Raw genomic sequence first — 25,303 nt, 5'->3', positions numbered from 1 at the left:
CCACCCTATCCAGCTGGAGGCATGGCGAAGGGCCCCGTCCGAACACCGGACGGGGCCCTTCGACCGTGGCGTGGCGTGCAGCGATCAGTGGTGGCCGTGGCCGCTCGTGATCTCCTTGTATTCCTCGACCGTGGGCTTGGGGATCTGGTTGTTCTCCCCGTAGTACGCGTTGCTGAGCTTGGCACGCAGCTTCGCTGAGCCCTTGATCTTCCGCTCGACGCCGTTCTCGTCGACCGTCGGGCCGAGCTCGGCCGGCTTGTACTGCTCGTGCGCCGTGAGCGTGTGCAGCTGCTCCTGGCTGAGCGGCTCGTGGACCTCGATGAACTCACCGTGCGGCAGCCGCTTGATGATGCCCGACTCGCGGCCGTGCAGCACCTTGTCGCGGTCCCGACGCTGCAGGCCGAGGCAGATCCGCTTGGTGACGATGAACACGAGCACCGGCACCACGAAGAAGGCGACGCGGACGAACCAGGTGATCGCGTTGATCGACAGGTGGAAGTGGGTGGCCCACAGGTCGTTGCCACCACCGACCAGCAGTACGAAGTACCACGAGATCCAGGCGGCACCGAACGCGGTGCGCGTCGGAGCGTTGCGCGGCCGGTCCAGGATGTGGTGCTCGCGCTTGTCGCCGGTGACCCAGGACTCGATGAACGGGTAGACCGCGATCGCGACCAGGACCAGCGGGAAGATCACCAGCGGGACGAACACACCCAGGACGAGCGTGTGACCCCAGAAGTTGATCTCCCAGCCCGGCATCGTGCGGATCAGGCCCTCGGAGAAGCCCATGTACCAGTCGGGTTGGGCGCCCGTGGACACCTGGTCCGGACGGTAGGGGCCGATGGCCCAGATGGGGTTGATGGTGGCGATCGCCGCGATGGCCGCGATGACGCCGAAGACCAGGAAGAAGAAGCCTCCGGCCTTGGCCATGTACACCGGCATCAGCGGCATCCCGACGACGTTGGTGTTCGTCTTGCCGGGGCCCGCGAACTGCGTGTGCTTGTGGTAGACGACCAGGATCAGGTGGCCGACCACCAGGCCGAGCATGATGCCCGGGAGCAGCAGGATGTGGATCGAGTAGAACCGGGCCACGAAGTCGCCGCCCGGGAACTCGCCGCCGAAGAGGAAGAACGACAGGTACGTGCCGACGATCGGCACGGACAGGATCGCGCCCTCCATGAAGCGGACACCGGTGCCGGAGAGCAGGTCGTCCGGGAGCGAGTAACCGGTGAAGCCGGTGAACATGCCCAGGACGAACAGCAGGAAGCCGAACAGCCAGTTGATCTCACGCGGCTTGCGGAACGCGCCGGTGAAGAAGACGCGCATCATGTGGACGAACATGCCGGCGAGGAAGATCAGCGCCGCCCAGTGGTGGATCTGCCGGACCAGCAGACCGCCGCGGACGTCGAAGCTGATGTGCAGCGTCGAGTTGAACGCCTCGCTCATCAGCTGACCCTGAAGCGGCACGTAACTGCCGTGGTACACCACCTCGTTCATCGACGGGTGGAAGAACAGGGTCAGGTAGACACCCGTGAGGATGATGATGAGGAAGCTGTAGAGGCAGACCTCGCCCAACATGAACGACCAGTGGTCGGGGAAGATCTTCCGCATGTTCGACTTGGCCAGGGTGTAGATGCCCAGGCGTCCGTCGGCCCAGTCGGCGACGCGCTCGCCGGCCGGTGCCCGTCCGCGCGACGCGGACCCGTTGCTCGTTGTAGTGCTCATCCGCGCTCCCAGAAGGCAGGACCGACGGGCTCCTCGAAGTCGCCGAGCGCCTCGAGGTAACCGTCCGCGTTGACGCCGATGCGCAGCTGCGGCAGGGCGTGACCGGCCGGGCCGAAGATGACCCGGGCCCCGTCGGAGAGGTCGAAGGTGGACTGGTGGCACGGGCAGAGGACGTGGTGCGTCTGCTGCTCGTACAGGGAGATCGGGCAACCGACGTGGGTGCAGATCTTGGAGAACGCCACGATGCCCTCGTGGGACCAGGACAGTTCCTTCTTGTCCTTGATGTTCTCCGGCTGCAGCCGGACGATCATCAGCGCCGCCTTGGCGATCTCCACCTGGAAGTCCTCGCTGGTCTCCTCCAGGCCCTCGGGCTTGGCGAAGGTGAGCGAACCGACCTGGACGTCCGAGGGACGCAGCGGCTGGTTCGTGTTCATGTTGACGAGGAGCTTGCCCTTGGACCACATCGTGTGGCGCAACTTCGTCCCGGGCAGGGAGCCGAGGTCACGCAGCAGGAAGAGGCCGGAGAGCGGGAACATGGCCAGCGCGCCGAGCATCGTGGTGCGGATCAGCTTGCGGCGGCCGATCACCGACTCCTTGGCGCCCTGCCGGAAGTCGGCCATCACTTTGGCCTTGACCTCGGGGGACGCCTCGACCGGGTGACGCTCGTCGGCGATCTCCACGTCGGACATCAGGGTGCGGGCCCAGTGGACCGCACCCGCGCCGATCGTGAACAGCGCCACGCCGAGCGTCAGGCCCAGCGCGAAGTTCATCGCGCTGATGTGCCCGATCGGGAAGACGTAGATCGACTTGTCGTTCGGGATCCCGACGTACGAGGCGATGAAGCCGATGGTGGCCAGCATCGACACGGTGAACAGCAGGGCGACCGTGCGCTCGGAGCGCTTGGCGGCCCGCTCGTCGATGTCCTGGATGCGGTGCTCGTGGGGCGGCAGCCCCGGGTCGGCGAACGGGTTCTCCTCGTCCGCGACGGCTACCGCACCGGACTCGGTGTCCTGCTCAGCGGGCAGGTTCTCTTCTGGAATGTCGTGGCTACTCATGACTTCTTGGCCTTTGCGGTCCGAGCGGCGACCCAGACGGCGACGACGATCAGCGCGCCGAGGCCGAAGATCCAGGCGAACAGGCCCTCGGAGACCGGGCCGAGGCCGCCCAGCTTGAGACCGCCGGGGTTCTCGGTCTGGTCACCGTTGACCGCGTTCAGGTACGCGATGATGTCCTTCTTGTTCTGCTGCGACAGCGTGGTGTCCGGGAAGGACGGCATGTTCTGCGGGCCGGTCTGCATGGCCTCGTAGATGTGCTTGGGGTCGACACCCTCAAGGCTCGGGGCGAACTTGCCGTGCGTCAGCGCGCCACCCTCACCGGTGAAGTTGTGGCACTGCGCGCAGTTCGTACGGAAGAGCTCCCCACCCTTGGCGATGTCGGCGCCTTCCGGGCTGTAGTCGTTCTTCGTCGGGATCGCCGGGCCGGCGCCGAGGGACGAGATGTACGCCGCGAGCTGGTCGATCTGGGTCTGGTTGTAGATCGGCTTCTTCCGCGGCACCTGGGCGCCCTGCGAGGTGGCGGCGGGCATACGCCCGGTGCCGACCTGGAAGTCGACGGCCGCGGCACCCACGCCCACCAGGCTCGGACCGTCGGAGCTGCCCTGACCGTTGGTGCCGTGGCAGCTGGCGCAGCCCACCTGGTAGAGCTTCTTGCCCTCGTCGATGGCGAGGGACTGGGCGGTCGTATCGGCCTGCGCCTGGGTCGCGGGCGCGAACGCTGCGTACAGCCCCCCGGTGGCCGCCAGCGCGAGGAGTAGGACGACGACAGCCGCCAGCGGATGGCGTCGTCGTGCGGAGAGCTTTTTCACGGATTACCCCGGTGTCAGGATCTTCTGCGTCGATGCTTCTGGAGGTGGATCGGGTCGCCGGGGGCGATCGGCTCCCCCCGGTCGGGGGACCGTCCGCCGCGCGGCGGCCGACTACCGGATCATGTAGATCGTGGCGAAGAGGCCGATCCAGACGACATCGACGAAGTGCCAGTAGTAGGACACGACGATGGCGGCGGTCGCCTGCTCATGGGTGAACCTGCGCGCCGCGTAGGTGCGGCCGAGGACCAGGAGGAAGGCGATGAGACCACCCGTCACGTGCAGGCCGTGGAAGCCGGTGGTCAGGTAGAACACCGAGCCGTACGGGTCCGAGGACAGCGAGAGGCCGTCCTTCTTGACCAGCTCGGTGTACTCGAAGATCTGACCGCCGACGAAGATCGCACCCATGATGAAGGTGACGATGAACCAGCCCCGGAGCTTCTTCACGTCCCCGCGCTCGGCGGCGAACACGCCGAGCTGGCAGGTCAGGGAGGAGAGCACCAGGATCGTGGTGTTCGTCGCCGAGAACGGGAAGTTGAGATGGCTCGCCATCTCCTTCCAGTGAGCCGGCCCGGTCACCGATCGCAGGGTGAAGTACATCGCGAAGAGGGCCGCGAAGAACATCAGCTCGGAACTCAGCCAGATGATGGTTCCGACGCTGGTGAGGTTCGGCCGGTTGACCGACGGGTGCGCGTGCCCGGTTTCTACTGTCGTTGCTGTCGCCACGACCGACATTATGTCGGTCGCTTATCTCGCCCTCACCCCGGGGGGTGCCGTTCGGAGTGTCCGTACCGTCTGTAGTGCCCGGATGGCGCACCGAAGGGCGGTGCACGCCGGTGTCGACCCGGTGTTCCAGGGGGTAGCATCCGCACCGATGGTCCGTTCCGTACGACGACGACGTCCCGGAGGGAAGCATGCAGCCGACCGCCACGGTGCTGGTCTACAGCGACGATTCCAACACCCGCGCCCAGGTGCGGCTGGCCTCCGGCCGCAGGCCGGCTCCGGACGTACCCGAGGTGGAGTTCGTCGAGTGCGCCACGCCGGAGGCCGTGCTCAGGGAGCTGGACAAGGGCGGCATCGATGTGTGCGTGCTGGACGGCGAGGCCGTGCCGATGGGCGGCATGGGCGTGTGTCGGCAGATCAAGGACGAGATCTTCCATTGCCCGCCGGTGCTGGTGCTGATCGCTCGGCCTCAGGACGCGTGGCTTGCGACCTGGAGTCGCGCGGATGCGGCTGTGGCGCTGCCGGTCGAGCCGGTCGAGTTCGCCTCTGCTTTGGCTGCGCTGTTGCGGCGCAGGGCCCTCTCGAGCGCCTGAGAGCCCGGGTTCCAGGCTGGTACGGCGACCGCGGGTACGTTGTGGTTGCCCGCGCCCACGCGGCGCAGCCGCCACACGTCGCAGCCCAGCGCCCCTTGTGGGGCGCTCAGACGCTCTCCGGGCTCAGTCGTGCCGTCATGGCGGGGTTCGAAGTGTCGGGGCTCAGGGCGCTGCCCTTCTGCCACTTCTTCCAGTCCACATTCCAGTCGCCGAAGCCGTTGCCGAACGGTTCCATCTGTTTGCCGCCCGAGTTGACGACCTGGACGATGTCTCCCTGCCGGACCGTGTTGTAGAACCACTGGGCGTACGAGGTGCTCATCCCCGTGCAGCCGTGGCTGACGTTGGCGTACCCCTGGGAGCCCACGGACCAGGGTGCGGCGTGCACGTACTCGCCGCTCCAGGTGACCCGGGCCGCCCAGTAGACGTTCAGGTCGTAGGAGTCGCTGGAGCCCGCCGAGATGCCGATGGTGGATCCGCGCATCCGTACGACGTAGCTCTTGTTCAGGATCACCTTGACGCCGTTGCGGGTCTCGTAGCCGGGCTTGCCGGTGGTGATGGGGATCTGCTTGATCGCCTGGCCGTTCTTGTAGACCGTCATCCGGTGTGACGCGGAGTCCGTGACGGCGATGACGCTGTCCCCCGTGGTCAGCTTCACGGGCTTGGTGTCGCCGCCCCAGAGGCGTTCGGCGATCTTCACCCCGGCGAGGTTGCTGTAGGCCGTGACGGTGGCGTGGACGGGCCAGTAGTCCTTGGGGCGGTAGTGCAGCGTCTTGTCGTCCACCCAGTACCAGGAGCCCTCCACGGCGGGCACCGAGTCCACCCTGAGGGCCCGCTCGACGAGGGCCCGCTGCGCTCTGTCCTTGACGGGCTCGCTGAGGGTGGCCGTGACGGGCTGGCCGATGCCGTAGGTCCCGGAGTCGGGGCCGAAGGTGACGTTCAGTACCTTCCTGGTCTTCGGGGTGCCGGTGTCGAACTCCAGGGTCTTGCGGCCCGGGTTGCCGTCCTCGTCCTCCGTGCTGACCTGCACCGTGTAGTGGATGCCCGCGGCCAGCGGTGAGGTGCTGTGCCAGCGGCTGCCGTCGGCGGAGAGCTCACCGGCGACGTAGCGTCCTCGAGAGTCGGTGGCGGTGACGTCCGTGATGCGCGCGTCCGAACCCGAGGCGGTGATCTCCAGTGGTTTGTCCGGGTCGACCTTCTTGTCGTCGCCGACCGGGGCGTTGAAGGCGATGTCGTCCGCCGCGTCGTACGGCTTCGCCGCCGGGTCCCCGTCCCCGCCGCAGGCGACGAGACCCGCACCGAGGGCGATCACCAGCAGGGTGCAGCCGACGACCGTGCCGTTCCTCAAGAACGCTGTGTGGCTCATGCCCTCACGCTAGGAACGTCCGTCAAGCATGGCGCGCCGGGCAATCCGTGTGGGGGACGGAAGACGCGGCAAAAGAGGGAGCCCGGACACTCCAGGCGGTGTGTCCGGGCTCTCGTCGCGCTCGGCGCGTGTTACTGGGTGCGGTTCTCGCCGCGGTAGTACTCGAAGACCCAGCCCCACAGGCCCACCAGGATCAGCGGGGCCGAGAAGTACAGCAGCCACCAGCCGATCGCGATCGCCAGGAAGGCGAACGCTCCACCGATGCCGAGGGCGAGCGGCTGCCAGCTGTGCGGGCTGAAGAAGCCGATCTCACCGGCGTCGTCGGCGACGTCGGCCTCCTTGTTGTCCTGGGCGCCCGCGTCGACCCGCCGGGCCGTGAAGGCCAGGTAGTAGCCGATCATCACGCTCAGGCCGAAGGCCAGGAACAGCGCGGTCGTGCCGGCCGGCTCCTTCGACCACAGGCCGTAGATGATGGCCATCGCGAGGATGAAGACGGCCAGCCACAGGAACATCTTGCCCTGGATCTTCACTTGCCGGCCTCCTTGCCACCAGCGACGCCCTTGCTGCCGGCACCCGCGTACTCGAGCTGCTCGAGCGCGGCGATCTCCGGGTGGTGCAGGTCGAAGGCGGGGGATTCGGAGCGGATGCGCGGCAGCGTGAGGAAGTTGTGCCGCGGCGGCGGGCAGGAGGTCGCCCACTCCAGCGAACGGCCGTAGCCCCACGGGTCGTCGACGCCGACCGGCTTGCCGTACTTGGCCGTCTTCCACACGTTGTAGAGGAACGGCAGGATCGACAGGCCGAGCAGGAAGGAGGAGATCGTCGAGATCGTGTTCAGGGCGGTGAAGCCGTCGGCGGCGAGGTAGTCCGCGTAACGACGCGGCATGCCCTCGGCGCCCAGCCAGTGCTGGACCAGGAAGGTGCCGTGGAAGCCGATGAACAGCGTCCAGAAGGTGATCTTGCCGAGGCGCTCGTCGAGCATCTTGCCCGTCATCTTCGGCCACCAGAAGTGGAAGCCGGAGAACATCGCGAAGACGACGGTGCCGAAGACCACGTAGTGGAAGTGCGCCACCACGAAGTACGAGTCCGAGATGTGGAAGTCCATCGGCGGCGAGGCCAGGATGACGCCGGTCAGACCACCGAAGGTGAAGGTGATCAGGAAGCCGGTCGCCCAGAGCATCGGCGTCTCGAAGGACAGCGAGCCCTTCCACATCGTTCCGATCCAGTTGAAGAACTTCACGCCGGTGGGAACGGCGATGAGGAACGTCATGAAGGAGAAGAACGGAAGCAGCACGCCACCGGTGACGTACATGTGGTGCGCCCACACCGTCACGGACAGACCGGCGATGGCGATGGTGGCGCCGATGAGGCCCATGTAGCCGAACATCGGCTTACGGCTGAAGACCGGGATGACCTCGGAGATGATGCCGAAGAACGGTAGCGCGATGATGTACACCTCTGGATGGCCGAAGAACCAGAAGAGGTGTTGCCACAGCAGTGCGCCGCCGTTGGCCGCGTCGAAGACGTGGGCGCCGAACTTGCGGTCCGCCTCCAGGGCGAACAGCGCGGCCGCCAGGACCGGGAAGGCCAGCAGCACGAGCACACCGGTCAGCAGCACGTTCCACACGAAGATCGGCATGCGGAACATCGTCATGCCGGGGGCGCGCATGCAGATGATCGTGGTGATGAAGTTGACCGAGCCGAGGATCGTGCCGAAACCGGAGAAGGCCAGACCCATGATCCACATGTCGGCGCCGACGCCCGGCGAGCGGACCGCGTCCGACAGCGGGCTGTAGGCGAACCAGCCGAAGTCGGCCGCGCCCTGCGGGGTGAGGAAGCCGCCGACCGCGATGAGCGAGCCGAACAGGTAGAGCCAGTAGGCGAACATGTTCAGCCGCGGGAACGCCACGTCGGGCGCGCCGATCTGCAGCGGCATGATCCAGTTCGCGAAGCCGGCGAACAGCGGCGTCGCGAACATCAGCAGCATGATCGTGCCGTGCATCGTGAACGCCTGGTTGAACTGCTCGTTCGACATGATCTGCAGGCCCGGACGGGCCAGCTCGGCGCGCATGAGCAGCGCCATCACGCCGCCGATCAGGAAGAACGCGAACGACGTCGTCAGATACAGCGTGCCGATCGTCTTGTGGTCGGTGGTCGTCAGCCACTTGACGACGACGTTACCGGGTCGCCTGCGCCGTACCGGCAGCTCGTTCTCGTACGACTCGGCTGCCGCGGCACCCTGGGGTTCGTTGAGGATGCTCACAGGTTGTTCGTCTCCCGGTTCTTCTCGTGGCTCGTCTGCGCGATGCCGGCGGGAATGTAACCGGTCTGCCCCTTCTTCGCGAGGTCCTTGAGGTGCTGCTCGTACGCTGCGGGCGAGACGACCTTCACGTTGAACAGCATCCGGGAGTGATCGACGCCGCAGAGCTCGGCGCACTTGCCGCGGAAGGTGCCCTCCTGGTTGGGGGTCACCTCGAAGGCGTTGGTGTGGCCCGGGATGACGTCCTGCTTCATCAGGAACGGCAGCACCCAGAAGGAGTGGATGACGTCACGCGAGGTGAGGATGAAGCGGACGGTCTTGCCCTTGGGGAGCCACAGGGTGGGACCGGGGTTGCCCGTCTGCGGGTTCCGCGTGGCGGGCGTGCCGAAGTCGTAGACACCGCCGGCGTTCGCCGGGAAGTCGTTCTTGAACCGGTCCGGAATCGCGACCAGGTTCTTGTCGGTCTTCGCGTCGCCCGTCACCCCGTCGACGGGGGTGATGTAGTTGAAGCCCCAGCTCCACTGGTAGCCGATGACGTTCACGGTGACGTCGGGCTTCTTGGAGAGGCTGAGGAGCTTCGACTCGTCACGGGCGGTGAAGTAGAAGAGCACCGAGACGATGATGAGCGGGACCACGGTGTACAACGCCTCGATCGGCATGTTGTACCGGGTCTGCTGGGGAACCTCGACCTTGGTGCGGCTGCGCCGGTGGAACATCGCGCTCCACAGGATCAAGCCCCACACCAGCACGCCGACGGCGAGCGCGGCCGCCCAGGACCCCTGCCACAGGGAGAGGATCCGCGGAGCCTCTTCCGTGGTCGGGGTGGGCATACCAAGGCGGGGGAAGTCCTTGTATGTGCAACCGGTTGCGGTCGCCAGGACCAGGCCCGCGGTCAGTGCCTGCAGCAGCTTCCGCCGCATCGGGCGCCGCGGCGAGCGGTCGGAGCCGTTGGGACTCACGTAGCGCCTTCCCGAGAGTCTCGCCCGCGCGGTTGGCTGCGGCCTTCTCGCTGGTCGGTCGCCGCCCTGCGTCGGGCAGGGGTTTGGATGTTTATGCGGACCAAACCCTACTCGACGCCATCCAGCGGTTCGCGGGGAGGGTGCCGTACGCGCCGCGGGGCGCCCCGAAGGGGTGGAGTGGGGCATATGGGGCGCCTATTGGCTCGGGAGTACGGCTTGTGTGGCGGGTGCGGATGTTTTTGGGTTAATCGCACGGTTCCCCGCGCCCCTTGAGGTCCGTTGCGCTTGCCCGGCGTTTTAGCGTTGCCCTGTGGGTTACTTCGACGCTGCTTCCGGTGCTCCCCTTCATCCCGTCGCCCGGCAGGCTCTGCTGGCCTCGCTCGACGAGGGGTGGGCCGATCCCGCGCGGCTGTACCGCGAGGGGCGGCGGGCGCGACTGCTGCTGGACGCGGCGCGGGAGACGGCCGCCGAGGCGGTGGGCTGCCGTCCGGACGAGCTGGTCTTCACCGCCTCCGGAACGCGGGCGGTGCACGCGGGGATCGAAGGGGTGCTGGCGGGCCGCCGCCGGGTCGGACGTCACCTGATCGTGTCAGCGGTCGAACACTCCTCGGTGCTTCATTCTGCGGAGGTGTTCGAGGCGTCGGGCGGGACGGTGACACAGGTGCCGGTCTCGCGCGCGGGCGCCGTCACCCCCGAGCAGTACGCGGAGGCGTTGCGCCCGGACACCGCGCTGGCCTGCCTGCAGTCGGCCAACCACGAGGTGGGCACGGTGCAGCCGGTGGCCGGAGTGGCTGAGGTGTGCCGGGCGGCCGGGGTGCCACTGCTGGTGGACGCGGCGCAGTCGCTGGGCTGGGGGCCGGTGGAGGGCGACTGGTCGGTCCTGACGGCCAGTGCGCACAAATGGGGCGGACCGTCGGGTGTCGGGCTTCTCGCGGTGCGCAAGGGGGTGCGGTTCGCGCCCCAAGGGCCCTCGGACGAGCGGGAGTCGGGGCGGGCGGCCGGGTTCGAGAACATCCCGGCGGTCGTGGCGGCCGCGGCGTCGCTGCGGGCGGTACGGGCGCAGGCGGCCGAGGAGGCCCTGCGGCTGCGGGAGCTGACGGAGCGGATCCGGGTGCGGGTGCCGGAGCTGGTCCCCGATGTGGAGGTGGTGGGCGATCCGGTGCGCCGACTGCCCGGGATCGTCACCTTCTCCTGTCTCTATGTCGATGGGGAGACGCTGCTGCACGAGCTGGACCGCGCGGGCTTCTCCGTCTCGTCCGGTTCGTCCTGTACGAGCAGCACGCTGACGCCGAGCCATGTGCTGAGGGCGATGGGGGTGCTGAGCGAGGGCAACGTGCGCGTGTCGCTGCCGCCGGGCACGCCGGCGGAGGACGTCGAACGGTTCCTCGCGGTGCTGCCGGAGGCGGTGTCGGGGGTCCGGGAGAAGCTGGGGGCGCCCTCCCCGCGGACCGCCGGGCCGGAGGAGGCCCTGGTCGTCGACGCCCTCGGCAAGCGCTGCCCGATCCCGGTGATCGAGCTGGCGAAGGTCTTCGGGGACGTCCCGGTCGGCGGCACGGTCCGCGTCCTGGCGGACGACGAGGCGGCGCGCCTGGACATCCCGGCGTGGTGCGAGATGCGGGGACAGGAGTACGTGGGAGAGGAGCCGGCGGAACAGGGCTCGGCGTACGTGGTCCGCCGGCTCTCCTAGTGCCCCGGAAGGCGACGTTCGCGCGACGGGGCGAACGCTGCCTGTCGGGGCACTGGCCTCGGGCTGTGGCCCCGCTGCGGCCTCAGGCCAGGTGTTCCCGGACCTCCGCGGCTGCCTCGTCCCCGTACGCCTTGGTGAAGCGTTCCATGAAGTGCGCCCGCCGCAGCTGGTACTCCTGCGTGCCCAGCGTCTCGATGACCAGGGTCGCCAGCATGCAGCCCACCTGGGCCGCCCGCTCCAGCGTGACCCCCCATACCAGCCCCGAGAGGAACCCGGCCCGGAAGGCGTCGCCGACCCCGGTCGGGTCCACCTTCGCCGTCTCCTCGGGGACGCCGACCTCGATCGGGTCGTCGCCGACGCGCTCGATGCGCACGCCGCGGGAGCCGAGCGTGGTCACCCGGTGGCCCACCCGGCCCAGGATCTCGGCGTCCGACCAGCCCGTCTTGGTCTCGATGAGCCCCTTCTCGTACTCGTTGGAGAAGAGGTAGGTCGCCCCGTCCAGCAGTATCCGGATCTCGTCGCCGTCCATGCGGGCGATCTGCTGCGAGAAGTCCGCGGCGAACGGGATGGACCGGGAGCGGCACTCCTCCGTGTGGCGCAGCATCGCCTCCGGGTCGTCGGCGCCGATGAGAACCAGGTCGAGGCCGCCCACCCGGTCGGCGACCGTCTTGAGCTCGATGAGCCGGGCCTCGCTCATCGCGCCGGTGTAGAAGGAGCCGATCTGGTTGTGGTCGGCGTCGGTGGTGCACACGAAGCGGGCCGTGTGCTGGGTCTCCGAGATCCGCACGGAGTCCGTGTCCACTCCGTGTCGGTCCAGCCATGCGCGGTACTCGTCGAAGTCGGAGCCGGCCGCGCCGACCAGGATCGGCTTGGTGCCGAGCTGCCCCATACCGAAGGCGATGTTCGCGCCCACCCCGCCGCGGCGTACGTCGAGGCGGTCGACCAGGAAAGAGAGGGAAACCGTGTGCAGCTGGTCCGCGACGAACTGGTCGGCGAAGCGGCCGGGGAAGGTCATGAGGTGGTCGGTGGCGATGGAGCCGGTGACTGCGATACGCACGGCTAGGACACGCTCCTGGGGCGGAGGGGATGGACAGTTCACGCTACCCGGTCCACCGGACCCTCTGAAGCAGGCAAAACTACCCGATGGTAGATCTTTCCCGGTGGGCTCGGGCCTGCCTACGGTGCGGCCATGACGAAGCTCGAGGTCCTCGGCACCGCCCCGCTCGGCACGGAACCGGAAGCAGACCTGGCGTCGCTGCGCGGCGACTGTGCCCGCATGGTCCCGCACTGGGCCGCGCCCGCGAAGGCCGCCCCCGTCCCGGTCCCACCGTCCCTGATCCACGGGGTCAGCGTGCCGCCCGCCTCCGCCCGCCTCCTGGACGCGATGTCCGACTACGGGGACTGATCCCGGGCCCGGCCGCGCCCGGCCGACCGGCGCACCCGCGAGGGAACCGTGCGCTCCCCCGCCGCGTCCCATCGCTGTCCCCCGTAAGAGGGAGGCGGGATACGACCTTTCGTGCCCCTTTTCCGGCACGGCGGGGTCTCCTGGGACAGTGTGGAGCCGAAGGAGCGATGCGGTGAACACCGAGCGACCCGACGACGTGAGCGAGCCGGCGGACGTCCCCGAGGACGGGGGCGGCACCGTGCCGCGACGGCGTTCCCCGGTGGTGGTCGCCTCGGTCGCGGCCGCGGTCCTGCTGGTGGGGGGCGGCGGGGCGTATCTGGCCACGAGCCTGTCCGGCGGGTCCGGCGGCTCCTCCGCACCGGGCGGTGACGGCGCTCCCCCGGCGCTGGCCCTCGACGGCCTCGGCGGGGTCGGCTCACCGGGCATCGCGGTGGGCGAGCCGAACCCGTACGGCACGACGTACCGCGCGGCGGGCAAGCTCCCCGGCGGACCCGGGTCGGCGCCCGTGTACTGGGCGAAGGGCGAGGTGACGCGGGACGAGGTGGCCCGGCTCGCCAAGGCGCTGGACGTCGCCGGCACGCCGCAGCGGGCCGGCGACTCCTGGACGGTGGGCGGCGGCAAGGACGGGGCACAGCCGCTGCTGCGGGTGGCCGGGCAGGCACCGGGCATGTGGACGTTCAGCCGGTACGGGCCCGGGTCCGACAACCTGTGCCAGGGCACCAAGGTGTGCGCCTCCGCGCAGGGCTCGGCCGAGGGCTCCTCCGCCGCGGTGAGCGAGGCCGTGGCGAAGCGGGCCGCCGCTCCGGTGCTGAAGGCGCTCGGCCAGGACGACGCCAAGCTGGACGCGCACCAGCTCCTGGGCTCCCTTCGGGTGGTGAACGCCGATCCGGAGGTCGGCGGGCTGCCCACGCACGGCTGGTCGACCGGTATCCAGGTGGCCGCCGACGGCCGCGTGGCGGGCGGCAGCGGCAACCTGAAGGCGCCGGTCAAGGGAGCGGCGTATCCCGTTCTCGACGCGAAGCGGACGCTGGAGCTGATGAACGGCGCGCCGTCCTACGGCCGCAAGGGCATCGGCGGCTGCGCCAGTCCCGTACCGGTCCAGGAGCGGGACGAGAAGCCGTGCGGGGCGTCCACCGCGGCGCCGAAGCGGGCGTCGGCGACGGTGGACGGCGCGGTGTTCGGGCTGGCCCGGCACTCCGTGAACGGCCAGGCGGTGCTGGTGCCGTCGTGGCTGTTCGAGGTACGGCCGACGGGAGGCGGGGACGACCTCACGGTGACGTATCCGGCGATCGACCCGCAGTATCTGACCACTCCGCAGCCGCCGGGACAGCCGAGCCGGACGCCGTCCCCGGGTACGGGCGCGCCGGGCGGGACGCCGCCCCCGGCGCCCACCAAGCATGACGTGAAGGTGATGGGCTACACCGCCGACGGCCGGGACCTCACCATCGCCTACGAGGGCGGGGTGTGCGCCGACTACGCGGCGTCCGTGAGCGAGGGCTCGGACAAGGTGACGGTGACCGTGACCGAGACGCCTTGGCGGGGCAAGGTGTGCATCATGATCGCCAAGGTCTACCACGAGACGCTGCACCTCCAGGCGCCGCTGGGCGGCCGCCAGGTGGTCGGTTCGGACGGCGCGCCGATCCCGAAGGGGACGGTGCCCGCCGACGGGGCGGGGCCTCCGCTCGCGCGGTAGGAGGCCCCACGGACGGACGAAGGCGGCGCCCCCCGGGTGGGGGACGCCGCCTTCACACGCCTACTGGTGGGCGCTGCTCAGCTGAAGGAGTCGCCGCAGGCGCAGGAGCCCGTCGCGTTCGGGTTGTCGATGGTGAAGCCCTGCTTCTCGATGGTGTCGACGAAGTCGATGGTCGCGCCGCCCAGGTACGGGGCGCTCATGCGGTCGGTGACGACCTTGACCCCGCCGAAGTCCTTCTCCACGTCGCCGTCGAGCGAGCGCTCGTCGAAGAAGAGCTGGTAGCGCAGGCCGGAGCAGCCGCCGGGCTGAACCGCGACGCGCAGCGCCAGGTCGTCACGGCCTTCCTGGTCGAGCAGGGCCTTGACCTTGGCCGCGGCGGCGTCGGTCAGGATGATGCCGTCGGTGACGGTGGTGGTCTCGTCCTGTACGGACATCTACATCTCTCCCGGGTTGTACGGAGACTGCTTGCCGACGAGTGCAACCGGCGTGGCCGCGGATTCATTCCGGGCCCGCGCGCGTCTTTTCGCGTCTCGCTTCTTCCTCATGCTCGCATACACGCCGGAACACGCACACCGGCCTGTGGAGGGGCGGCCGTCGGCAGGCCGGGATTCACGTCACATCGACGCTATCGCCATCGTCAAAGTGACATGAAGCGGTTATGATAGATAGCGTCAATTCGACGAAAAGGCTTGTCCCGCATGTCCCGCCGGCCCGCCTGAAGGGCCGGCGAGCCGCAGAACAGAAAGGGTGCGTGTCGTGACCACCGCCCAGACCCAGGAGCTCGACGTACAGCCGACGCCCCTCGCCCTCCTGCTCCTCGGCCGCGAGGCCGACCCGAAGAGCGAACGGGGCGTCGAGTGTCCAGGCGAGCTTCCCTCCCCGTCCGACCCGGACCTGGTCGAGCGCGCTCGCGCGGCCAAGGAGAAGCTGGGCGACAAGGTGTTCGTGCTCGGGCACCACTACCAGCGCGACGAGGTCATCCAGTTCGCGGACGTCACGGGCGACTCCTTCAAGCTGGCCCGGGACGCCGCGGCGCGGCCGGAGGCCGAGTACATCGTCTTCTGCGGTGTGCACTTCATGGCGGAGTCGGCGGACATCCTGACGTCCGACCACCAGAAGGTGGTCCTGCCCGACCTCGCGGCCGGCTGCTCCATGGCCGACATGGCGACGGCCGAGCAGGTCGCCGAGTGCTGGGACGTGCTGACCGAGGCGGGGATCGCCGAGCAGGTCGTGCCGGTGTCGTACATGAACTCGTCCGCGGACATCAAGGCGTTCACCGGTAAGCACGGCGGCACGATCTGCACGTCGTCCAACGCCCGGCGGGCCCTGGAGTGGGCGTTCCAGCAGGGCGAGAAGGTCCTGTTCCTGCCGGACCAGCACCTGGGCCGCAACACCGCGGTGCGCGACATGGGCATGTCCCTGGACGACTGCGTCGTCTACAATCCGCACCGCCCGAACGGCGGCCTGACAGCCGAGCAGTTGCGCGCCGCGAAGATGATCCTGTGGCGGGGCCACTGCTCGGTGCACGGTCGCTTCGGCCTGGACTCGGTGAACGACGTGCGGGAGCGGATCCCGGGCGTGAACGTGCTGGTGCACCCCGAGTGCAGGCACGAGGTGGTGACGGCGGCGGACTACGTGGGTTCGACCGAGTACATCATCAAGACGCTGGAAGCGGCCCCGGCGGGCTCGAAGTGGGCCATCGGCACGGAGCTGAACCTGGTCCGCCGCCTGGCGAACCGTTTCGCGCCGGAGGGCAAGGAGATCGTCTTCCTCGACCGCACGGTGTGCTTCTGCTCCACGATGAACCGCATCGACCTGCCGCACCTGGTGTGGGCCCTGGAGTCCCTGGCCGAGGGGAACCTGGTCAACCGCATCGAGGTGGACAAGGAGACGGAGGCGTTCGCGAAGCTGGCACTGGAGCGGATGCTGGCGCTGCCGTAGCGCGGACGTGACAGGGCCCCGGCCGCCTCACCGGGCGGCCGGGGCCCTGGCGTGCGGCTACGGGGTGCCGCCGCCGGGTGGGAACTCCTTCCGCCATGCGTCACGCATCGCGTCCCAGTCGAGCGACGTGTCGCTCTCGGCCGTGGGCGGCATGAGCCGGAGAAGGGCCTCCCATGCATCTGGCTCAGACATCACTGCCTCCTCTGCTACAACCGCCGGCCCGCCGTCCCCGGCCGCGGCGCCGGGTGGACGCGTCGTCCGGAGGCCGCTCAGTCCACGCGTGGGCGCACCAGTCCCGACTCGTAGGCCATGACCACCAGTTGTGCCCGGTCGCGGGCGCCCAGTTTCGCCATGGCTCGGTTGACGTGTGTCTTCACCGTCAGCGGGCTGACCTCCAGGCGCTCGGCGATCTCGTCGTTGGAGTGACCGCCGGCGACCTGGACGAGCACCTCGCGCTCCCGGACGGTGAGGGTGCCGAGCCGGTCGGAGTGTGCCGGGTCGCGGCCGTCGTCGTCGCCCCGGGCGAGGAACCGGGCGATGAGCCCCTTGGTGGCGGCGGGCGACAGCAGTGCCTCGCCGCCGTGCGCGACGCGGATGGCGTTCAGCAGGTCCTCGGGCTCGGAGCCCTTGCCGAGGAAGCCGGACGCGCCGGCGCGCAGCGACTGCACGACGTAGTCGTCGACCTCGAAGGTCGTGAGGATGACCACCCGGACGTGGGCGAGGGCGGGATCGGCGCTGATCAGGCGGGTGGCGGCGAGGCCGTCCGTGCCGGGCATGCGGATGTCCATCAGGACGACGTCGGGGCCCCGCTCCCCGGCCAGCCGTACCGCCTCCGCGCCGTCGGCCGCCTCGCCCACCACCTCCATGTCCGGCTCGGAGTCGACGAGCACGCGAAAGGCGCTGCGGAGCAGCGCCTGGTCGTCGGCGAGCAGGACCCGGATGGTCATACGGGCGCTCCCTGGGCGGCGGTCACACGGTCCCCCCGGCTGCGGTCGTGGTGTGCTGCTCGATCGGCAGGATGGCATGGACCCGGAAGCCGCCTCCGTAGCGGGGACCGGTGGTGAGGGAGCCGCCGAGGGCGGTGACGCGCTCCCGCATGCCGAGCAGGCCGTGGCCGCCGTGGCCGTCGTCGTCGCCGGGTGCGGTGTCCTCGCCGGGGCCGTCGTCGAGGACCGTGATCTCCACGTCCGGGCCCACGCGGACGACGCTGACCTCGGCCTTGGCGGTGGGCCCCGCGTGCTTGCGCACGTTGGTGAGGGCCTCCTGGATGACGCGGTACGCCGCCAGGTCCACGGCGGCGGGCAGGGCCGTGCCGTCGTCGGCGCGGGCGACCTCCACGGGGAGCCCTGCGCTGCGGAAGGTGTCGGCGAGCTCGTCGAGGCGGGCGAGGCCGGGGGCGGGTTCGGTGGGGGCCTCGGGGTCGCCGGACTGGCGGAGCAGGCCGACGGTGGCGCGGAGTTCGTTGAGTGCGGAGCGGCTGGCCTCGCGGACGTGGGAGAGCGCTTCCTTGGCCTGGTCGGGCCGCTTGTCCATGACGTGGGCGGCGACTCCGGCCTGCACGTTGACCAGGGCGATGTGGTGGGCGACGACGTCGTGCAGGTCGCGGGCGATGCGCAGCCGTTCCTCGGCGACGCGGCGGCGGGCCTCCTCCTCACGGGTGCGCTCCGCACGCTCGGCGCGCTCCCTGATGGCCTGCACGAAGGCGCGGCGGCTGCGCACGGCGTCGCCTGCGGCCGCTGCCATGCCGGTCCAGGCGAAGAGGCCGAGGTTGTCCTGCGCGTACCACGGCAGGGGGCCGGTGAGCATGGCGGCGGCGGTGAGCACGGTCATGGTCAGCAGGCCGACGCGCCAGGTGGTGGGGCGGTCGGTGGTGGAGGCGACGGTGTAGAGGGCGACGACGGCGGACATCGCGACGGGGGCGCGCGGGTCGGCGGTGACCAGCTCCACGAGGGACAGGGCGACGGTGACGGCGAGGACGGCCATGGGGCACCGCCTGCGGAGGACCAGCGCTGCCGCGCCGAGCACCATGAGGACGAGGCTGAGGGCGTCGGGGGTGTGGGCCCCCCAGGTGCCCTTTTCGCCGTGGGGGTCGGCGAAGGAGGTGGCCAGCATGACGACGAGGACACCGAGGGCCAGCGCAGCGTCCAGGGCGAGGGGATGGGCGCGGATCTGGCACCGGGTGCGTTCCAGGGTGCTCACGGCTTTCACGGTACGGGGCGCCTGCGGCGGGCGGAACCAGGGTCGGGTGTGCCTGCCGGTGCGCATGCGCATACCGTCTGGGGGCTGCTGCCCCCCTGCCCCGCCATCGGCCTGAACGGCCTCGTCCTCGGTCTCCCTCAAGCTCTTCGTGCAGGCGGCACCCCCAGACGGGCTGGTACTGCCCACCCCGGCTGAACAGTGCCGCCTGTCAGCCCGGGATCAGCCCGTCCCCGTTCAGCATCTCCCTGACCTCCTCCAGACTCGCGTCCGGCGACGGCAGGATCAGCTCCGACGGCTCCAGGGAGTCGTCCGGAAGCGGAGCGCCCAGGCGGCGGACCTCCTCGAGCAGTGCCGTCAGGGTGCGGCGGAAGCCGGCCTCGTCGCCGTGCTCCATCTCCGCGAGCAACTCGTCGTCCAGCTTGTTCAGCTCGGTGACGTGGGCGTCGTCCAGGCGTACCTGCCCCTCACCCATGATCCGTACGATCATGCCGCCTCCTCGGGCGCGAGACCGGCTACTGCTTGTCGAAGCGCGGGGTGTCCTGCGGCTGGGACTGGCTCTGGCCCTGCCCGGTGCCGCCCTCGAGCGCCTGCCGCTGGTCGGACGAGCCTCCCGCCAGCTCCGCCTTCATGCGCTGCAGCTCCAGCTCCACGTCCGTACCGCCGGAGAGCCGGTCCAGCTCGGCCTGGATGTCGTCCTTGGCCATGCCCGAGGAGTCGTCCAGGGCGCCGGAGGCCAGCAGCTCGTCGATGGCGCCGGCGCGGGCCTGGAGCTGGGCCGTCTTGTCCTCGGCGCGCTGGATCGCGAGGCCGACGTCGCCCATCTCCTCGGAGATGCCGGAGAACGCCTCGCCGATCCGGGTCTGCGCCTGGGCCGCCGTGTACGTCGCCTTGATGGTCTCCTTCTTCGTGCGGAAGGCGTCCACCTTCGCCTGCAGCCGCTGAGCCGCGAGCGTGAGCTTCTCCTCCTCGCCCTGCAGGGTCTGGTGCTGGGTCTCCAGGTCCGTCACCTGCTGCTGGAGCGCCGCCCGCCGGGACAGCGCCTCGCGGGCCAGGTCCTCGCGGCCCAGCGCGAGCGCCTTGCGGCCCTGGTCCTCCAGCTTCGACGACTGCTGCTGGAGCTGGTTGAGCTGGAGCTCCAGGCGCTTGCGCGAGGTGGCCACGTCCGCCACGCCGCGGCGCACCTTCTGCAGCAGCTCCAGCTGCTTCTGGTACGAGTAATCGAGGGTCTCGCGCGGGTCCTCGGCCCGGTCAAGGGCCTTGTTCGCCTTCGCGCGGAAGATCATCCCCATACGCTTCATGACACCGCTCATGGGCTTCGCGCGCCCCCTTCTGACCGACTCCGGCTCACAGTCCTACGACAGAACCCACAGTACGGGCCCTGCATCCATTACCGCACTGTTCGGGAACGGATGCGGTCATCCCCAAGGACGACTGCGTACGGTCCCGCTCCGGCGTAGGGAGTAGGCGTCCCCCGGGCTTACGTACGGGCAGACGCCGGGATTCCCTCAGCCACCCTGTGGAAGAACGTCGGCGGTCATCCTTTTACGGCCGCTCTGTCCCCCTGGAGACGAGCGGTGTTGCCGGATCGTTCCCCACGGGGCTGGGGTCCATGCGGGGGCACCCCGTACCCTTGGGTTTTGTGTTCCGTAGCCGTGCCAAGGAAGAGAAGGCCCCGATCGCCGACAAGGCGCCGGTGACCGACTCCAAGCAGCCCCGTGACCCGCAGGCCCCGAAGGGCAGGCCCACGCCCAAGCGCAATGAGGCCCAGTCCCAGCGGCGCAGCGTCGCCAACACCTCGATGTCGCGCAAGGATGCCGCCAAGCGGCAGCGCGAGGAGCGGCGCGTCGCGCTGGAGAAGCAGCGCCAGGCGCTGGCCGGCGGTGACGAGCGGTACCTGCCGGCGCGGGACAAGGGCCCGGTCCGCAAGTTCGCGCGCAACCACGTCGACTCCCGGCTCAACGTCGCGGAGTTCTTCCTGCCCATGGCCGTGGTCATCCTCGTGCTGAGTGTGGTGCGGGTGGGTGCGCTGCAGTCGATCGCGCTGCTGCTGTGGCTGATCGTGATCCTGGGGATCGTCGTCGACTCGGTGTTCTCCGCGTTCCGGCTGCGCAAGCGGCTCAGCGAGCGCTTCCCCGACCAGAACAAGCGGGGCGCGGTCGCCTACGCCCTGATGCGCTCTCTGCAGATGCGCCGGCTTCGGCTTCCGAAGCCGCAGGTCAAGCGCGGAGAGCGGCCCTGAGCACGACGTCTTTCTCGGGGGGCGCGGCGGACGCCTGGCTGAGCAGGCTCGACGGTCTGCGTGATGTCGTACGGCAGGAGCTGGTGGCCCGGCAGCTGGACGAGCAGATAGCCGGGCGGTTCCCGGTCGGGCAGCGGCTGCGGGTGCTCGACGTGGGCATGGGCCAGGGGACGCAGGCGCTGCGCCTGGCCCGGGCGGGGCACCAGGTGACCGGGCTCGAGCGCGACGAGAAGATGATCGCCGTAGCCCGCGAGGCCCTGTCCGGTGAGCCGGAGGGCATCCGGGAGCGGATGCGGATCATCGAGGGCGACGGCCGGGACACCGGCGTGCACTTCCTGCCGGGCAGCTTCGACGTGGTGCTGTGCCACGGGGTGCTGATGTACGTCGAGGAGCCGGACGCCCTGCTGGCGGGCATGGCCCGCATGCTGGCGCCCGGTGGGCTGCTCTCCCTGCTGGTGCGGAACGGGGACGCGCTGGCGATGCGGCCGGGTCTGTCCGGTGACTGGGCGGGCGCGCTGGCCGCGTTCGGCACCGTGTCCTACACCAACCGGCTCGGCCTGCAGGTGCGCGCGGACCGGCTGGAGGCGTTGACCGCGACGCTGGCGGGGATCGGCGCACCGCTGCACGCCTGGTACGGGGTGCGGGTCTTCACCGACACGGCGGCGGACGACGCGGCGGTTCCCGCCGATGCCGAGACGCTGCTGGCGGTGGAGGAGCGGGCCGGACGGACGGACCCGTACCGCGGGGTCGCGGCGTTGCTGCATCTGTGCGGCGTGCGCGGCTGAGGGCCGCCCGGCGGATCCACGTTCGGGTGAGCACCGGGGGCAGGGCCGCCGACCCTTGGTGACACTCGGGGCATGGACGCTTCCCGTACCCGCCGTGTCCCGTACCGGCTGTGCGCCCCGCTCCTCGTCTGCTGTCTGCTCCTGCTGGGCGGCTGCACCGACGGCTCCGGGGCCCCGGCCCGGACGGAGGACACGGCGAACAGTCGGGCGGCCCCGGCCACGGCGGCGGACGACCTGCAGAGCGAGTACCAGCGAGTCGTCAAGGACGTCCTGCCGTCCGTCGTGCAGATCCGGACGGGCAACGCCCTGGGGTCCGGCGTGGTCTACGACGGCAAGGGGCACATCGTCACCAACGCCCATGTGATCGGGCGCGACCGGGCGTTCGAGGTGACCATCCCCAACAGCGAGCAGCCCCTGACCGCCCGGCTCGTCTCCTCGTACCCGGAGCAGGACCTCGCCGTCATCCGGCTGGACAGAGTGCCGAGAGGGCTGAAGGCGGCCGCCTTCGGGGACTCGGCCAAGGTCGAGGTGGGGCAGATCGTGCTCGCCATGGGCTCCCCACTCGGGCTCGCGTCGAGCGTGACGCAGGGGATCGTGTCGGCGACCGGACGGACCGTCAGCGAGGGCCGCGACGGGGGCACGGGCGCCACCATCGGGAACATGGTGCAGACCTCGGCGGCGATCAACCCGGGCAACAGCGGGGGCGCGCTGGTCAACCTCGGCAGCCAGGTCATCGGCATCCCCACGCTCGCCGCGGTCGACCCGGAGCTCGGGGGCGGCGCGGCACCCGGCATCGGCTTCGCGATCCCGGCGTCCCTGGTGAAGACGGTCGCCGACCAGATCATCAGGACCGGGCACGTCACCGACTCGGGACGCGCGGCCCTCGACATCTCGGCCCGCACGGTGGTGGACGACAGCTACCAGCCGTCCGGGGCCGCGGTGGTCGACGTCAAGAGCGGGGGCGCGGCCGACAGGGCGGGGCTCAGGGCGGGCGACATCATCACCGCACTCGGTGACACGCGCATCACCACGGTGACGTCCCTCGCGGAGGCGCTCGCCGGTGACAAGCCGGGGCAGCGGACGACGGTGACGTTCCTGCGGGACGGTCACCGGAAGACGGTGGACGTCACGCTGGGCCAGCAGTAAGGGCACGGGCGAGGGCCGGGCCCTCGCCCCGTGCCGGTGGACTACTCCTCGGCGTGCAGGCTCATGGGCCCGTAGATCTCCGTGCCGTCCTCGAACAGCCACACCTGGTCGGCTCCTCCGGCGAGCAGTTCCTTCCAGTGCTCCCCGATCCAGGACTCGGCGTCCCCCTGCGTGGTGAACTCCTCGGGCGCGACCGCGGGCTGGACCTCCGTCCCGTCGGCCTTCTCGAACCGCCACGTCCATGCCACCATGTACGCCTCCACGATGTGAGCACCTGCGAACCAGGGGCCGGATCTTGGTCCGGCTCGTGATCCGAGGGTAGCCGGACGCGCAAGACGTGCGACGACCCGGGAAAATCGGGTCCGTGGAACTCACTCTGCTCGGTACCGGTGCCCCGCTCGGACTCCCCCGCCCCGACTGTCCCTGCGCCGCCTGCGCGCGGGCGCTGGGAGCCGAGGCGCGGGCGGCGACCTCCCTGCTCGTGGACGGGGCGCTGCTGCTCGACCTGACGCCGGGCGCGGCATTCGCGGCCGCGCGTGCCGGGCAGTCCCTGGCGGGCGTACGGCAGGTGCTGCTCACGCATCCGCACGACGGTCCCCCGGTGGAGGTCCCGGCGGGGCTGCCGGAGCCCGGTCGGGTGCCGGACGGACGGGAGTTGGCGCTGCTGACCGGGCACCGGGTGCGGGCGCTCGCGATGGACGCGCCGGGCACGGGGTACGCGGTGACCGGTCCGGACGGGATGCGGCTGCTGTATCTGCCGCCGGGCGCGGCGCCCGCTGGGATCGCGGGGCCGGCGGAGCCGTACGACATGGTGGTCGCCGATGTCGTGGGGCGGCCGGACGCGCTGGCGAAACTGCGGGCGGTGGGGGCGCTCGGGCCGACCACGGACGTCGTCGCCGCCCATCTGGACCATGACGTACCGCCGGGCGCGGAGCTGGCGCGGCGGCTCGCGGCGGCGGGTGCGCGGGCGGTGCCGGACGGCACGGTGCTGCCCGTCGGAGCCTATGAGGACGTACCGGACGTGCCGCGGCGCACCCTCGTGCTGGGCGGGGCGCGGTCGGGCAAGTCGGTGGAGGCGGAGCGGCGCCTGGAGGCGTTTCCCGACGTGCTGTACGTGGCGACGGGCGGGACACGGGGCGGGGACACGGAGTGGACGGCGCGGGTGGCCGCGCACCGTGAGCGGCGGCCCGGCTCCTGGCGCACCGTCGAGACCTGCGACCTCGTACCGCTTCTGAAGGAGGACGGGGCGCCGCTGCTGATCGACTGTCTGTCGCTGTGGCTGACGGACGCGATGGACGCGGTGAACGCGTGGGACGACACCGAGTGGGCGACGGGCGGCGAGCGGGCGCTGCGGGCCCGGGTGGAGGAACTGGCGGCGGCGGTCCGTGAGACCCGGCGGACGGTCGTCGCCGTCTCGAACGAGGTGGGCTCCGGCATCGTCCCGGCGACCGCGTCCGGCCGCCGCTACCGCGACGAACTCGGCCGTCTGAACACGGCGTTCGCGGCGGAGTGCGAGCATGTGCTGCTGGTGGTGGCCGGGCAGGCGCTGACGCTCCGCGGATGACGGCCGAAGGGACGTCCTTCACGGCACACCCTGACCGCGGGTGGCGCCCTGGCGTTCGATCTCTGCCGGTACTGTTCGGCGAATGAGCTCGCTTAATCTCGACGACTTCACCGATCTGATCGAGCGCCCCGACGGCGGGGTGCGCCGCGACGCGGAGGCGCGCCGGGAGCGTCAGATCGTGCCGCCCGGGGCGCTGGGGCGACTGGACGACCTGGGTGAGTGGCTGGCGGCGGCGCAGTCCGCCGTGCCGGTGCGGCCGATCGAGCGGCCGCGCGCGGTGCTGTTCGCGGGCGACCACGGGGTCGCCTCGCTCGGCGTGTCGGCGCGGCCGACGGGCGGCGCCGACCAGTTGGTGCGGGCGGTCCTGGACGGCGCCAGCCCGGCGTCGATCCTGGCCCGGCAGATGGGCGTGCCCGTGCGGGTGGTGGACATGGCGCTGGACTGCGACCCCGAGGGGCTTCCGCAGGACGTCGTACGGCACCGGGTGCGGCGCGGCAGCGGACGCATCGACGTGGAGGACGCGCTGACGCTTCAGGAGGCGGAGGCGGCGTTCCGGGCGGGGGTCGCGGTGGCGGACGAGGAGGCGGACGCCGGGACGGACCTGGTCGTCCTCGGCGATGTGAGCGTCGGCGGGACGACGCCGGCGGCGGTGCTGATCGCCGCGCTGTGCGGGACCGACGCCTCCGTGGTGACCGGGCGCGGAGGCCTGGCGATCGACGACCTGACGTGGATGCGCAAATGTGCGGCGATCCGGGACGCGCTGCGGCGGGCCCGGCCCGTGCTCGGGGACCAGTTGCGGCTGCTGGCGGCGGTGGGCGGTGCCGATCTGGCCGCGATGACCGGCTTCCTGCTGCAGTGCGCGGTGCGCAAGACGCCGGTGATCCTGGACGGGGTGGTGTCGGCGGCGTGCGCGCTGGTCGCGCAGCGGATCGCGTTCCGCGCGCCGGACTGGTGGCTGGCGGGCCAGAACAGCGGGGAGCCGGCCCAGGCCAAGGCTCTGGACCGGATGGCCCTGGAACCGCTGCTCGACCACGGTGTGACGGTCGGTGAGGGAGCCGGGGCCCTGCTGGCGCTGCCCCTGGTGCAGGCCGCCGCCGCGCTGGCGGCGGAGCTCCCGGAGAAGCCCGCGGAGGCCGGCGACAAGGGGTGAACTGGCCGATTTCTGC

At 70.4% G+C, this 25,303-nt stretch carries 26 protein-coding genes; 10 read left to right on the top strand and 16 right to left on the bottom strand.

Features of this window, described 5'->3' with window-relative positions:
• Nucleotides 1-84 precede the first annotated feature (84 nt).
• The 4 genes from qcrB to ctaE all read right to left on the bottom strand — a co-directional run bounded on the left by qcrB (nucleotide 85) and on the right by ctaE (nucleotide 4,318).
• A complete protein-coding gene (gene qcrB / locus ACZ7L1_RS03050; RefSeq protein WP_471433697.1) occupies nucleotides 85-1,722 on the bottom strand; it encodes a cytochrome bc1 complex cytochrome b subunit in 1,638 nt (545 codons plus the stop codon).
• Entirely contained in the window at nucleotides 1,719-2,777 is a 1,059-nt protein-coding gene (gene qcrA, locus ACZ7L1_RS03045) for a cytochrome bc1 complex Rieske iron-sulfur subunit (protein ID WP_263229503.1), read from the bottom strand. The genes qcrB and qcrA overlap by 4 nt, the downstream gene beginning before the upstream one ends.
• Nucleotides 2,774-3,586 carry a cytochrome bc1 complex diheme cytochrome c subunit gene (qcrC, locus tag ACZ7L1_RS03040; RefSeq protein WP_388987385.1) on the bottom strand — a complete coding sequence of 271 codons (813 nt, stop codon included), beginning with the start codon at nucleotides 3,584-3,586 and terminating at the stop codon, nucleotides 2,774-2,776. Before qcrC ends, qcrA begins: the two co-directional genes overlap by 4 nt.
• Nucleotides 3,587-3,697: 111 nt before the next feature.
• Complete coding sequence (ctaE, locus tag ACZ7L1_RS03035; RefSeq protein ID WP_103843096.1) at nucleotides 3,698-4,318, bottom strand: aa3-type cytochrome oxidase subunit III; 621 nt, start codon at nucleotides 4,316-4,318, stop codon at nucleotides 3,698-3,700.
• Between the two features lie 179 nt (nucleotides 4,319-4,497).
• On the opposite strand from ctaE, the gene ACZ7L1_RS03030 reads away from it, so the two are divergent.
• Nucleotides 4,498-4,899: a response regulator gene (locus ACZ7L1_RS03030; RefSeq protein WP_471433695.1), complete on the top strand. Its 402-nt coding sequence runs from the start codon at nucleotides 4,498-4,500 to the stop codon at nucleotides 4,897-4,899.
• Nucleotides 4,900-5,005: 106 nt separating this feature from the next.
• Here the strand turns inward: ACZ7L1_RS03030 and ACZ7L1_RS03025 are convergent, their stop codons facing one another.
• From ACZ7L1_RS03025 to ctaC, 4 genes are all read right to left on the bottom strand, one after another.
• Nucleotides 5,006-6,262, bottom strand: coding sequence for a L,D-transpeptidase (locus tag ACZ7L1_RS03025; protein WP_471433693.1), 1,257 nt, complete (start codon nucleotides 6,260-6,262; stop codon nucleotides 5,006-5,008).
• A gap of 131 nt (nucleotides 6,263-6,393) precedes the next feature.
• Nucleotides 6,394-6,792, bottom strand: coding sequence for a cytochrome c oxidase subunit 4 (locus ACZ7L1_RS03020; protein WP_471433691.1), 399 nt, complete (start codon nucleotides 6,790-6,792; stop codon nucleotides 6,394-6,396).
• Nucleotides 6,789-8,522 carry an aa3-type cytochrome oxidase subunit I gene (gene ctaD / locus ACZ7L1_RS03015; protein ID WP_468238912.1) on the bottom strand — a complete coding sequence of 578 codons (1,734 nt, stop codon included), beginning with the start codon at nucleotides 8,520-8,522 and terminating at the stop codon, nucleotides 6,789-6,791. Before ctaD ends, ACZ7L1_RS03020 begins: the two co-directional genes overlap by 4 nt.
• Nucleotides 8,519-9,478: an aa3-type cytochrome oxidase subunit II gene (ctaC, locus tag ACZ7L1_RS03010; protein ID WP_103843106.1), complete on the bottom strand. Its 960-nt coding sequence runs from the start codon at nucleotides 9,476-9,478 to the stop codon at nucleotides 8,519-8,521. The genes ctaD and ctaC overlap by 4 nt, the downstream gene beginning before the upstream one ends.
• Nucleotides 9,479-9,788: 310 nt before the next feature.
• Here ctaC and ACZ7L1_RS03005 point away from each other — a divergent pair, with 310 nt between their 5' ends.
• On the top strand, nucleotides 9,789-11,165 hold the full coding sequence (locus ACZ7L1_RS03005) for an aminotransferase class V-fold PLP-dependent enzyme (RefSeq protein WP_471433689.1): 1,377 nt from the start codon (nucleotides 9,789-9,791) through the stop codon (nucleotides 11,163-11,165).
• 82 nt (nucleotides 11,166-11,247) lie between these two features.
• Here the strand turns inward: ACZ7L1_RS03005 and ACZ7L1_RS03000 are convergent, their stop codons facing one another.
• Nucleotides 11,248-12,222, bottom strand: coding sequence for a carbohydrate kinase family protein (locus ACZ7L1_RS03000; RefSeq protein WP_471433687.1), 975 nt, complete (start codon nucleotides 12,220-12,222; stop codon nucleotides 11,248-11,250).
• A 132-nt stretch (nucleotides 12,223-12,354) separates the two neighbouring features.
• Between ACZ7L1_RS03000 and ACZ7L1_RS02995 the strand changes: the two genes are divergently transcribed.
• Both ACZ7L1_RS02995 and ACZ7L1_RS02990 read left to right on the top strand, forming a co-directional pair.
• Complete coding sequence (locus tag ACZ7L1_RS02995; RefSeq protein ID WP_471433684.1) at nucleotides 12,355-12,570, top strand: hypothetical protein; 216 nt, start codon at nucleotides 12,355-12,357, stop codon at nucleotides 12,568-12,570.
• A 172-nt stretch (nucleotides 12,571-12,742) separates the two neighbouring features.
• Nucleotides 12,743-14,263: a hypothetical protein gene (locus tag ACZ7L1_RS02990; protein ID WP_471433682.1), complete on the top strand. Its 1,521-nt coding sequence runs from the start codon at nucleotides 12,743-12,745 to the stop codon at nucleotides 14,261-14,263.
• A 77-nt stretch (nucleotides 14,264-14,340) separates the two neighbouring features.
• Here the strand turns inward: ACZ7L1_RS02990 and ACZ7L1_RS02985 are convergent, their stop codons facing one another.
• Nucleotides 14,341-14,697: an iron-sulfur cluster assembly accessory protein gene (locus tag ACZ7L1_RS02985; protein ID WP_055491910.1), complete on the bottom strand. Its 357-nt coding sequence runs from the start codon at nucleotides 14,695-14,697 to the stop codon at nucleotides 14,341-14,343.
• 322 nt (nucleotides 14,698-15,019) lie between these two features.
• Here ACZ7L1_RS02985 and nadA point away from each other — a divergent pair, with 322 nt between their 5' ends.
• Entirely contained in the window at nucleotides 15,020-16,204 is a 1,185-nt protein-coding gene (gene nadA, locus ACZ7L1_RS02980; RefSeq protein ID WP_471433680.1) for a quinolinate synthase NadA, read from the top strand.
• A gap of 57 nt (nucleotides 16,205-16,261) precedes the next feature.
• On the opposite strand, the gene ACZ7L1_RS02975 is transcribed toward nadA, so the two are convergent.
• The 5 genes from ACZ7L1_RS02975 to ACZ7L1_RS02955 all read right to left on the bottom strand — a co-directional run bounded on the left by ACZ7L1_RS02975 (nucleotide 16,262) and on the right by ACZ7L1_RS02955 (nucleotide 19,713).
• Entirely contained in the window at nucleotides 16,262-16,396 is a 135-nt protein-coding gene (locus tag ACZ7L1_RS02975; RefSeq protein ID WP_471433678.1) for a hypothetical protein, read from the bottom strand.
• A 77-nt stretch (nucleotides 16,397-16,473) separates the two neighbouring features.
• Entirely contained in the window at nucleotides 16,474-17,151 is a 678-nt protein-coding gene (locus ACZ7L1_RS02970) for a response regulator (protein ID WP_471433676.1), read from the bottom strand.
• A gap of 22 nt (nucleotides 17,152-17,173) precedes the next feature.
• Nucleotides 17,174-18,403, bottom strand: a complete 1,230-nt coding sequence (locus tag ACZ7L1_RS02965; protein WP_471433674.1) for a sensor histidine kinase — start codon at nucleotides 18,401-18,403, stop codon at nucleotides 17,174-17,176.
• Nucleotides 18,404-18,611: 208 nt separating this feature from the next.
• Complete coding sequence (gene pspAA / locus ACZ7L1_RS02960) at nucleotides 18,612-18,890, bottom strand: PspA-associated protein PspAA (RefSeq protein ID WP_471433672.1); 279 nt, start codon at nucleotides 18,888-18,890, stop codon at nucleotides 18,612-18,614.
• A 25-nt stretch (nucleotides 18,891-18,915) separates the two neighbouring features.
• Nucleotides 18,916-19,713, bottom strand: a complete 798-nt coding sequence (locus ACZ7L1_RS02955) for a PspA/IM30 family protein (RefSeq protein WP_471433670.1) — start codon at nucleotides 19,711-19,713, stop codon at nucleotides 18,916-18,918.
• Nucleotides 19,714-20,012: 299 nt separating this feature from the next.
• On the opposite strand from ACZ7L1_RS02955, the gene ACZ7L1_RS02950 reads away from it, so the two are divergent.
• The 3 genes from ACZ7L1_RS02950 to ACZ7L1_RS02940 all read left to right on the top strand — a co-directional run bounded on the left by ACZ7L1_RS02950 (nucleotide 20,013) and on the right by ACZ7L1_RS02940 (nucleotide 22,573).
• A complete protein-coding gene (locus ACZ7L1_RS02950; RefSeq protein WP_471433668.1) occupies nucleotides 20,013-20,642 on the top strand; it encodes a DUF3043 domain-containing protein in 630 nt (209 codons plus the stop codon).
• Between the two features lie 83 nt (nucleotides 20,643-20,725).
• Nucleotides 20,726-21,427, top strand: a complete 702-nt coding sequence (locus tag ACZ7L1_RS02945) for a class I SAM-dependent methyltransferase (protein WP_471433667.1) — start codon at nucleotides 20,726-20,728, stop codon at nucleotides 21,425-21,427.
• A gap of 72 nt (nucleotides 21,428-21,499) precedes the next feature.
• Complete coding sequence (locus tag ACZ7L1_RS02940; RefSeq protein ID WP_471433665.1) at nucleotides 21,500-22,573, top strand: S1C family serine protease; 1,074 nt, start codon at nucleotides 21,500-21,502, stop codon at nucleotides 22,571-22,573.
• Between the two features lie 41 nt (nucleotides 22,574-22,614).
• On the opposite strand, the gene ACZ7L1_RS02935 is transcribed toward ACZ7L1_RS02940, so the two are convergent.
• On the bottom strand, nucleotides 22,615-22,824 hold the full coding sequence (locus ACZ7L1_RS02935) for a hypothetical protein (protein ID WP_471433663.1): 210 nt from the start codon (nucleotides 22,822-22,824) through the stop codon (nucleotides 22,615-22,617).
• A 113-nt stretch (nucleotides 22,825-22,937) separates the two neighbouring features.
• On the opposite strand from ACZ7L1_RS02935, the gene ACZ7L1_RS02930 reads away from it, so the two are divergent.
• The gene (locus ACZ7L1_RS02930) at nucleotides 22,938-24,137 is read left to right on the top strand and encodes a bifunctional adenosylcobinamide kinase/adenosylcobinamide-phosphate guanylyltransferase (protein ID WP_471433661.1); all 1,200 of its coding nucleotides are present in this window, start codon (nucleotides 22,938-22,940) and stop codon (nucleotides 24,135-24,137) included.
• Between the two features lie 82 nt (nucleotides 24,138-24,219).
• On the top strand, nucleotides 24,220-25,287 hold the full coding sequence (gene cobT, locus ACZ7L1_RS02925; protein WP_471433659.1) for a nicotinate-nucleotide--dimethylbenzimidazole phosphoribosyltransferase: 1,068 nt from the start codon (nucleotides 24,220-24,222) through the stop codon (nucleotides 25,285-25,287).
• Nucleotides 25,288-25,303 lie beyond the last annotated feature (16 nt).

Source organism: Streptomyces sp. NPDC107546, assembly GCF_055639175.1.
Note: the sequence above shows the minus strand (reverse complement) of the source record. Positions and strands in the feature narration are given on the sequence as shown.